The organism is Neisseria sp. HMSC056A03 (genome assembly GCF_001815685.1).
Classification (GTDB): domain Bacteria; phylum Pseudomonadota; class Gammaproteobacteria; order Burkholderiales; family Neisseriaceae; genus Neisseria; species Neisseria subflava.
The window spans coordinates 1-9,623 of the sequence record NZ_KV821583.1; the positions used below are offsets into that span (position 1 = coordinate 1).

A 9,623-nucleotide genomic window follows, 5' to 3' on the forward strand; every position below is an offset into this window, starting at 1 on the left:
GGGGATTTCGGGGAATTTTGCAAAGGTCTCAGGCAGCCTTTTTCTTGCCGAATCAGGCGGCAGATGCTTTCCAGAAATCGCGCGGGGGGTCGAGCACGGGTTGGACGATGCCGGTGCGCACGGCATAGTCGCCGAAGCCTTCGCCCGGTTCGCGGCCTGTTGCCCAGCCGGCGATCCATTCGCGCAGGATGGCGAGGATTTCGGGTTCGGTGATATTTTCTTTGTAGAGGCGGGGGATACGCGTGCCTTGGCGGTTGCCGCCGGCGTAGAGGTTGTAGCGACCCACGGCTTTGCCCACGAGGCCGATTTCGGAGAGCATGGTGCGGCCGCAGCCGTTGGGGCAGCCGTTGGCGCGCAAAACGATGTGCTCTTCGGACAGGCCGTTTTCTGCCATGATTTCGTCCACATGGTCGAGGAATTGGGGCAGGAAGCGTTCGGCTTCGGCCATGGCCAGCGGGCAGGTGGGCAGGGCGACGCAGGCCATGCTGTTTTCGCGCTGTTTGCTCACTTTGTCGTTGATGAGACCGTGTTCGCGGGCGATTTTTTCGATTTTGGCCTTGTCGCGGGCGGCCACGCCGGCCACGATGAGGTTTTGGTTGGCGGTGAGGCGGAAGTCGCCTTTGTGGATTTTGGCGATTTCGCGCAGGCCGGTTTTGAGCGGGCGGCCGGGCGCGTCGGTGATGCGGCCGTTTTCGATGAAGAGGGTGAGGTGCCATTTTTTGTCTTCGCCCTGCACCCAGCCGATGCGGTCGCCGCGCGTGGTAAATTCGTAGGGGCGGATGGGCTGGAATTTCGCGCCCATGCGGTTTTCCACTTCGGCGATGAATACTTCCGTGCCCACGCGCTCGAGGGTGTAGCGGGTTTTGGCGGCTTTGCGGTCGCTCCTGTTGCCCCAGTCGCGCTGCACGGAAACGACGGCGGCGGCGCAGTCGAGCACTTTGTCGAGCCCGATGAAGCCGAATTCGCGGGCGGTGTCGGGGTAGGTTTTGGTGTTGCCGTGCTCCATGGAGAGGCCGCCGCCCACGAGTACGTTGAAGCCGGCGAGTTTGCCGTTTTCTTCAATGGCGACGAAGTTTAAGTCGTTGGCGTGCAGGTCTACGTCGTTGTGCGGGGGGATGACGACGGTGGTTTTGAATTTGCGCGGCAGGTAGCTGGCGCCGAGTACGGGTTCGGTGTCGTCGCCGCTTTTCACGCCTTCGGACAGGGGGGCGGTTTCGGTGGTTTCCACTTTTTCGCCGTCGAGCCAGATTTCGGCGTAGGCGCGGGATTTGGGTAGGAGGTGTTCGCTGATTTTCTTCGCCCATTCCCAGGCTTCGCGGTGCAGGCTGCTTTCCACGGGGTTGCTGGTGCACAGGACGTTGCGGTTCACGTCGCCTGCGGTGGCGATGGAGTCGAGGCCGAGTTTGTGCAGCCATTGGTGCACGGCTTTGATGTCGGGCTTGAGGATGCCGTGGTATTGGAAGGTTTGGCGGTTGGTGAGGCGGATGGAGCCGTAGAGGGTGTGGCTGCCGGCGAATTGGTCGATGCCCAGCCATTGCTGCGGGGTGATCACGCCACCGGGCAGGCGGCAGCGCAGCATGACGTTTTTGAGGTTGTCGAGCTTTTGGTCGTGCCGCTCGGCGCGGATGTCGCGGTTGTCCTGTTCGTACATGCCGTGGAAGCGGATGAGCTGGAAGTTGTCGCCGTTGAAGCCGCCGGTGAGGCCGTCGCCGAGGTCTTGGGCGATGGTGCCGCGCAGGTGGCGGCTCTGGCCTTTGAGGCGTTCGTTGTCGGCCAGGGGGGTGGCGGGGAGTTTGGCGCGGGGGTCGGGGGTGGTCATGGTTGGGTTCCTTTGGGTTTGGGTTGTTTTGGGGCTGTCTGAAAGGCGGTTTTCCATTTTCAGGTAGCCTTTTTTTGCCTGGCGGGGCTACCTGAAAAACAGCCGCTGTTTTCAATATACGTCGCGCTGGTAGCGGCCTTCCTGGCGCAGGTTGTCGAGGTATTCGTCTGCGTCGTCGGCGCTCAGGCCGCCTTGTTCGGCGATGGTGTCGAGCAGGGCCTGCTCTACGTCTTTGGCCATGCGCGAGGCGTCGCCGCACACGTAGATGTGCGCGCCCTGCTGCAGCCATTGCCACAGTTCGGCGGCTTCTTCGCGGATTTTGTGCTGCGCGTAGATTTTCTCTTCCTGATCGCGCGACCAGGCGAAGTCGTATTTGTTGAGCAGGCCGTCTTTCGCCCAGCCCTGCCATTCGGTTTGGTAGAGGAAATCTTGGGTGAAGTGCTGGTTGCCGAAAATCAGCCAGTTTTTGCCACTGTCGCCGTTGGCGGCGCGCTGCTGCATGAAGGCGCGGAAAGGGGCGACGCCGGTGCCCGCGCCGATCATGATCACGGGCGTTTCCGGGTTTTCAGGTAGCCTGAAGCGGGGGTTTTCTTCCACGAACACGCGCACGCTGCCTTCTTCTTCCAAACGTTCACCCAGAAAGCTGGAGGCGGCGCCGGTGCGCGGGATGCCGTTGTGTTCGTAGCGCAGCACGCCCACGGTGAGGTGCACTTCCTCGCCCACTTCTTCGGGCGCGGAGGAAATGGAGTAGAGGCGCGGGGCGAGCGGGCGCAGCAGGCCGGCGAGTTGCCCGGTAGTGAGCGCGGCGGGGTATTGCGACACGATGCCGGCAATCGGGTTGGCGGCGGCGTAGGCGGAAGCGTCGGCGGCGGCTTCCTTCAGCGCGGGGTTGCCGGAGATTTCGGCGTAGCCCTGCACGAACTGCGGGGTGTTCAGGCCGATTTCCCAATCGTGCAGCAGGGCTTCGCGCACGGTTTTGCCCTGCCCGCCCGCGTTCACCGGCTCGTCGCCCTTGAGCGAGACGGCGGCGAGGATTTCTTCCACGACGGCGGGGTCGTTTTCAAACCATACGCCCAGCGCATCGCCTGCGCGGTATTGCAGGCCGGAGCCGGAGAGGTCGATTTCGATGTGGCGCACGTCTTTTTCCGAATCGCGGCCAGTGATTTTCTGGCGGACGAGCAGGGTGGCGGGGAAGGGGTTGGCCTTGTTGTAGGCGGATGCGGGCGCGGCGGGGGCGGGGCTGCCAGAAGCGTTGCCCGTACCAGTTGCGGCGGCGGGCGCGGCGGCCAGGCTGCCCACCAGCGGCACGATTTTATCCAGCCAGGCGGCGGCTTCGGCCTGGTATTCCAAGTCGCAGTCCTGCCGCTCCAGCAGGCGTTCGCCGCCGAGTTTGGCTAAAAGTTCGTCGAAACTTTTGCCCGCGCCGCAGAACATGGGGTAGCTGGAGTCGCCCAGCCCGAGCACGGCGAATTTGAGGCCGGAAAGTTTAGGGGCTTTTTTGCCGCTGAGCAGTTTGTAGAGGCTGAGCGCTTCTTCGGGCGGTTCGCCCTCGCCCTGGGTGGAGGTAACGAGCAGCACGAGTTGTTCGCCGGCGATGTTTTTGGGCTTGTAGTCGGCGGCGGCGGCATGGACGGCGTTCACGCCGGCGGCGGCGAGCCTTTGCTGCAGCTCTGCGGCCACTTTGCGGGCGTTGCCGGTTTGCGAGGCGGAAATCACGGCCACGCGCAGGGGTTCGGCGGCGGGCGCGGGGGCTGCGGCGGCAGGCGCACCGATGCCGGGCTGCACGGCCTGCCCGCCGGCCTGCGACCAGCAGTAGCCGGAGAGCCAGGCCAGCTGCAGGGGGTTGAGCGCGGCGATTTGGGCGGCGAGTTCGGGGGGAAGCGGGTTCATGGCGGGTTCCTTGGGATGGTTTGTTATGGGCTGGGGCTACCTGAAAATTAAGGGGCGGATTGTTGGGTTACGGCTTGCAGCCTAACCCGACCTACTCTTGCTCTTGCTACTCTTGCTGGGGCTACCTGAAATTTAGCCGTCGGGTTTTCAGGTAGCCCGTCTTGCGTACGGCGAACGGGGGTGTCCGCGCTCCGGTTGTACGGCGGGTGGTAGGCTGCCGGATTGTGTTTCAGGTAGCCTTCTCTCACGGGAAAAGGCGGCGGTTTCAGACGGCCTTTGTTTGTTCTGTTCGGCATTTATGCCCGATCTGCGGGTTACCTGAAAGTTGGCCGTCGGGTTTTCAGGTAGCCTGTTCTGCCTGCTGCGTTTCGCCTACCGCTTCTGCGTCGGCCAGTATCATGCCGGCGGCGGCGGTGTGGTTGGTGGCTTCGTCTATCAGGATGAAGGCGCCGGTGGCGGGGTTGGCGGCGTAGAGGGTGCAGACGACGGGTTGCGCCAGCGCGAGCTCGACTTCGCCCAGGTCGTTCATTTCCAGCGTGTTGCGCCCGGCGGAGTGGCTGAGGGTGTGCACGTCCCACACGCGGCGTACGGCGGCGATTTTGGCGGGCACGGTGCGGGTGGTGTGTTTGAGCAGGTATTTGCGGGCGGGGTTGAGCGGGCGGCTGTCGAACCAGCACAGGGTGGCGGCAAGGCGGCGCTGCGGCGCGAGCGGGCTGGCGGCGGAAAGGATAGTGTCGCCGCGCGAGATGTCGATGTCGTCGGCGAGGAGGAGGGTGGCGGGTTCGCCTGCGGTTGCCTGATCCACGCTGCCTTTGAGGCCGATGATGCCGCGCACGCTGCTTTCGAGCCCGGCGGGTTCGACGCGGATTTTGTCGCCCACGCGCGCGCTGCCGGCTTCGATGCGGCCTTGGTAGCCGCGGAAGTCGTCTTGTTTGCTGCCGTCGGCGCGCTGTACGAGCTGTACGGGGAAGTGGAAGTCTTGCGGCGCTTCGGACACGCCTTCGCCTGCGGGCAGGCTTTCCAGCACTTGCAGCAGCGAGCCGCCTTGGTACCACGGGGTGTGGGCGCTTTCGTGCACGATATTGTCGCCATTGAGGGCGGAGATGGGGATGAAGCGGGTTTCAGGCAGGCCGAGGGTGTCGGCCAGTTCGCGGTAGGCGGCGGCGACGGCGTTGAATTTTTCTTGGCTGAAGCCGAGCAAGTCCATTTTGTTGACGGCCACGATGATGTGTGGGCAGCGCAGGTGGCGCAGGATGGCGGAGTGGCGCTTGGTTTGCGGCAGCAGTTGCAGCGGCTGTTGGGAAAAGTCGAGCTGGGCGGCGTCGATGAGCAATACGGCGGCGTGGGCGGTGGAGGCGCCGGTTACCATGTTGCGGGTGTATTGTTCGTGGCCGGGGGTGTCGGCGATGATAAATTTGCGGCGGGCGGTGGCGAAGTAACGGTAGGCCACGTCGATGGTGATGCCTTGTTCGCGTTCGGCTTCGAGGCCGTCGGTGAGGGCGGAGAAATCGATCGCGCCTTGGCTGCGGCTGCTTTCGAGGCGGCGTACCTGGTCGCCGAGCAGGGCTTTGCTGTCGTAGAGCAGGCGGCCGATGAGGGTGGATTTGCCGTCGTCCACGCTGCCGGCGGTGATGAAGCGTAGGGGGGCTTGGCGGTGGGAGCTGGTCATGATGTCGGGCTTTCTTTAGGTGGGTTGTTCGGGTTTCAGACGGCCTAGGTGGCGGGTCTGCGCTGTTTCGGGTGCGGCTGCTTCCGTCTGCATGAGACGGGGCGAAGTGCTTTCAGGCTGCCGCTGCCGTTTTGCGGGCTCGGGCGTTCGCGTTCCAAATCCGCTCCGGCTGAGTCGGCTTGCGCCTGCGGCTGACCCGGCCTGCTTTTGCCGTTTGTCTGTTGGCGGGCTACGGCCTGCCTTGCGGCTTTTGGGCTACCTGAAAAACGGCGCGGGGCTTTTTCAGGTAGCCTTCGGGCTAGAAATAGCCTTGTTTCTTGCGCTGCTCCATGGCGGCTTCGCTCACTTGGTCGTCCATGCGGGTGGCGCTGCGTTCGGAGATGTCGGCCAGGGCGGTTTCGGCGATGATTTCGGCGGGGGTGGCGGCGCTGCTGGCCACGGGGCAGGTGCAGGAGATGTCGCCCACGGTGCGGAAGCGCACGGACAGCTCTTCTGTCTGTTCGCCTTCGCGCGGCGGGGTGAGTTCGGTTACGGGCACTAAGAGGCCGTTGCGGCGCACCACTTGGCGGCGGTGGGCGTAGTAGATCGGCGGCAGGGCGAGCTTTTCGCGTTCGATGTATTGCCAGATGTCGAGTTCGGTCCAGTTGGATATGGGGAACACGCGCAGATTTTCGCCGGGGTGCAGGCGGGCGTTGTAGAGTGACCAGAGTTCGGGGCGCTGGTCTTTGGGGTTCCATTGGCCGAATTCGTCGCGGAAGGAGAAGATGCGCTCTTTGGCGCGGGCTTTTTCTTCGTCGCGCCGCGCGCCGCCCATCAGTGCGCCGAAGCCGTGCTCTTCGATGGTTTCGAGCAGGGTGACGGCCTGGGCGGCGTTGCGGGAGTCGGTTTCGCGCCGCAGCACCACCGTGCCTTTGGCGATGGAGTCTTCCACGCTGCCGACGATGAGCCGCGCGCCGGATTCCCGGGCGGTTTGGTCGCGGAAGGCGATGACTTCGGGGTAGTTGTGGCCGGTGTCGATGTGCACCAGCGGGAAGGGCAGCGGGATGCTCCGCCCGGGCACGGCGAAGGCTTTGCGGGCGAGGGCGAGCAGGACGACGGAGTCTTTGCCGCCGGAAAACAGGATGGCGGGGTTGCGGCATTCGGCCAGCACTTCGCGGATGATGTGGACGGATTCGGCTTCGAGCCAGTCGAGGTGGTCGTTTTGCAGGGTGGCGCTCATGGCGGGCTTTCTGTGTCGGGTTGGTTGTTCGGGTTGCGGTTTCAGGTAGCCCGTGGCGGGCTGGGGCTACCTGAAAATATCGGGCTTGCGGCGGGCTGAAGAGTCCCTTACGTTTTTTCAGGTAGCCTTTTGGGTTGCGGCGGCTATTTGTGCAGGCCGCATTCTTTGCTGTCGCGGCTTTCCCACCACCAGCGGCCGGAGCGGATGTCTTCGCCTTCCTTCACGGGCATGGTGCAGGGTTCGCAGCCGATGCTGGGGTAGCCTTGGCGGTAGAGTTCGTTGAAGGGCAGGCGCTGCTGCAGGGTGTAGGCCCACACTTCCTGTTCGCTCCAGTCGAAAATCGGGTTGTATTTGGCGATGCCGCGCGCGTTGTCGTATTCGGCCAGGGCGAGTTCGCTGCGGGTGACCGACTGCCCGCGGCGCTGGCCGGTGAGCCAGGCGTCGGCATCGGCCAGGGCGCGGTTGAGCGGCTCGACTTTGCGGATGTGGCAGCAGCGCTTGCGCAACTCCACGCTGTCGTAGAAGGCGTTCAGGCCGTGGGTTTGCACGTATTCTTCCACCGCTTTTTCTTCGGGGTAGTAGAGGCGGAAGTCGAGCGCGGGGTAGCGGCGGCGCACTTCGTCGGCCAAATCGAGGGTTTCGGCGTTGAGGCAGCCGGTTTGCAGCATGAACACTTCCACGCGCAGGCCTTGCTGCGCCAGCAGGTCGGTAATCAGCATGTCTTCCACCGCCAAACTGCTGGCCAGCTTCACGCGGCTGTGGCGGCGGTAGATTTCCAGCAGGCGGCGGCGCAGCGCGGCGGTTTTTTCAGGTAGCCTTTGGTACACGGCGGAAATGGGACGGGGAATCTGCCACAGCTTGGGGCGGAAGGATACGGCGGAAGCGGTTTCTTCGCGGACAACCGGGATTTCTTGAATATTCACGGTATTCCCCCTCACGCCGCCTGTCCGGCCGCTGCGGCGGGCTGCTGCACATACCGGCCGCCCTGTTCGTCCTGCCGGCCGGGCTGGGCGCCGAACCAGGCCAAATCCTGCCGCAGCGCCACTGTTTCGCCGATCACCAGCAGGGCGGGCTGGGCGGCTTGCGCGGCCAATTCGGGCAGCTCGGCCAGGCTGCCGGAAAACACCTGCTGATGCGGCAGCGTGCCGCAGCTGATAACGGCGGCGGGCGTGGAGGCGGCGCGACCGTGCGCAATCAGCTCGCGCGAAAGTTCGGCGGCCTTAATCGTGCCCATATACACCACCAGCGTTTGCCGGTTCTGCGCCAGAGCAGGCCAGTCGGGCGCTTCGGCGTCGATTTTGCGGTGGCCGGTGATGAACATCGCGCCGTGCGCGTGGTCGCGGTGGGTGAGCGGGATGCCGGCGTAGGCGGCCGCGCCCAGTGCGGCGGTGATGCCGGGCACCACTTCAAACGGAATGCCCGCTTCGCGCAAGGCTTCCAATTCCTCGCCGCCGCGCCCGAACACGAACGGGTCACCGCCCTTGAGCCGCACCACGCGTTTGCCCGCACGGGCATGGCGCACCAGCAGGCGGTTGGTTTCCTCCTGCGGCACGCTGCCGCCGCCGGCGCGCTTGCCCACGCAGATTTTGTCGGCATCGCGCCGCACCAAATCCAGCACCGCATCCGACACCAGAGCGTCGTACAGCACCACGTCGGCTTCCTGAATGCGCTGCAGGCCTTTGAGCGTGAGCAGCCCGGCATCGCCCGGCCCCGCGCCCACCAGCGCCACTTCGCCGCTTTGCGGCTGCTCCCCGGCCAAATGCCGCCACACCAGCTGCCCGGCCTCGCGGCTGCGGCGGCTTTCCGCCAAACGCCGGAAGGCGGCGGAAGCAAACAGCCTTTCCCAGAAGCGGCGGCGCTGCGTCGTGCTGCCGAGCCGCGCCTTCACGCGGCCGCGCCATTGCCCGGCAATCTGCGCCATTACGCCCAAACCCTGCGGCAGCAGGGCTTCCAGCCTCTCGCGCAGCAGCCGCGCCAGCACCGGTGCCTTGCCGCCGCTGGAAATGGCGATTTGGATGGGGTTGCGGTCGATAATCGAGGGGAAGATGAAGTTGCAGCGGGCGGGGTCGTCCACCGTGTTCACCAGCAGGCGGCGGCTCTGCGCGGCTTGGAACACCCGCTCGTTCAAATCGGAATCGTCGGTGGCGGCCACGGCGAGGAAGGCCGTGTCGAGCAGTTCGGGCGAGAACGAGCGCGCCGCCCACTCCACCCTGCCCGCGCCGTGCAGCGCGGCCACTTTCGGATGCAGCCTGCCCGCCGCAATGCGGACAACCGCGCCGCAGCGCAGTAGCAGGCGGATTTTGCGCAAAGCCACATGACCCGCGCCCACCACCAGAACGGGGCGGCCTTTCAAATCGACAAACAGGGGGAAGTAGTCCATTTCCGTTCTCACTCTAAAACCGTGCGCCTATCATAGGCGAAGCGGCGGGGGGAACGGAAAGACTGATTTCGCCATTAGATAGAAGGAAAAATTATATGCGCGGCAACTTATTGTTGCTAAACATTTATTCTAAGCGCGTATCTTGAACGCCGGCCGAGGCCGCCCGCCCGGTTTCGGGTTTGCGCCCGCAAAACAGGCGGGGGCAGCCGTGCGGGCAACAGACTTCCTGCAAAACGGGAAATGCCGGAAGGGCAGGCTGCGGTTTGCCGCCGCGCAGGCAGGGTAAGGATGCCCAGGTTGCCGGAATCCAAATGTTTCAGCCGACCCGCCCGCCTCTTGCGGCCGGTTTGGGTTTCCGCCGGGCTTTTTGCTTTCAACCCCGGTTTGGATTTTCGCAAGAAGCCCGATATACGGAACCGTTTCAAACGCCGGGCGCGGGGCGGGAAATTGCGCCAAGAGACCTTTGCAAAAATCCCCCTCCACCCAACAGCCGAAGCCCAAACCCAAGCTTCCGGCTGTTTTTTGTTCCCAATTTCCCTTTTTTCTCCCCAGATACCTGATAATCAGGCATCCGGACCGCCTTTTAGGCGCAAACAGGCACACTTAGCCTGTTGCCGCTTTCAAAAGGTTCAAACACATCGCCTTC

Annotated in this window: 7 protein-coding genes and 1 pseudogene; 1 reads left to right on the top strand and 7 read right to left on the bottom strand. The window is 64.2% G+C overall.

The features are described from left to right. Positions 1-52: 52 nt before the first annotated feature. The 7 genes from cysI to cysG all read right to left on the bottom strand — a co-directional run bounded on the left by cysI (position 53) and on the right by cysG (position 8,977). Positions 53-1,819: an assimilatory sulfite reductase (NADPH) hemoprotein subunit gene (gene cysI / locus HMPREF3052_RS00465; RefSeq protein ID WP_070747697.1), complete on the bottom strand. Its 1,767-nt coding sequence runs from the start codon at positions 1,817-1,819 to the stop codon at positions 53-55. A 111-nt stretch (positions 1,820-1,930) separates the two neighbouring features. Then, positions 1,931-3,709, bottom strand: a complete 1,779-nt coding sequence (locus tag HMPREF3052_RS00470; RefSeq protein WP_070747682.1) for an assimilatory sulfite reductase (NADPH) flavoprotein subunit — start codon at positions 3,707-3,709, stop codon at positions 1,931-1,933. A 47-nt stretch (positions 3,710-3,756) separates the two neighbouring features. Further along, a complete protein-coding gene (locus tag HMPREF3052_RS11525; protein WP_137041443.1) occupies positions 3,757-4,005 on the bottom strand; it encodes a hypothetical protein in 249 nt (82 codons plus the stop codon). A 44-nt stretch (positions 4,006-4,049) separates the two neighbouring features. Further along, complete coding sequence (locus HMPREF3052_RS00475) at positions 4,050-5,378, bottom strand: sulfate adenylyltransferase subunit 1 (RefSeq protein WP_070747685.1); 1,329 nt, start codon at positions 5,376-5,378, stop codon at positions 4,050-4,052. A gap of 298 nt (positions 5,379-5,676) precedes the next feature. Beyond that, the gene (cysD, locus tag HMPREF3052_RS00480; RefSeq protein ID WP_083318757.1) at positions 5,677-6,642 is read right to left on the bottom strand and encodes a sulfate adenylyltransferase subunit CysD; all 966 of its coding nucleotides are present in this window, start codon (positions 6,640-6,642) and stop codon (positions 5,677-5,679) included. Positions 6,643-6,740: 98 nt separating this feature from the next. Then, positions 6,741-7,520, bottom strand: a complete 780-nt coding sequence (locus tag HMPREF3052_RS00485) for a phosphoadenylyl-sulfate reductase (protein WP_083318758.1) — start codon at positions 7,518-7,520, stop codon at positions 6,741-6,743. An 11-nt stretch (positions 7,521-7,531) separates the two neighbouring features. Continuing rightward, entirely contained in the window at positions 7,532-8,977 is a 1,446-nt protein-coding gene (gene cysG, locus HMPREF3052_RS00490; protein WP_070747691.1) for a siroheme synthase CysG, read from the bottom strand. Positions 8,978-9,274: 297 nt separating this feature from the next. On the opposite strand from cysG, the pseudogene HMPREF3052_RS11870 reads away from it, so the two are divergent. After that, positions 9,275-9,623: pseudogene (locus tag HMPREF3052_RS11870) on the top strand (IS110 family transposase); the annotation flags it as partial.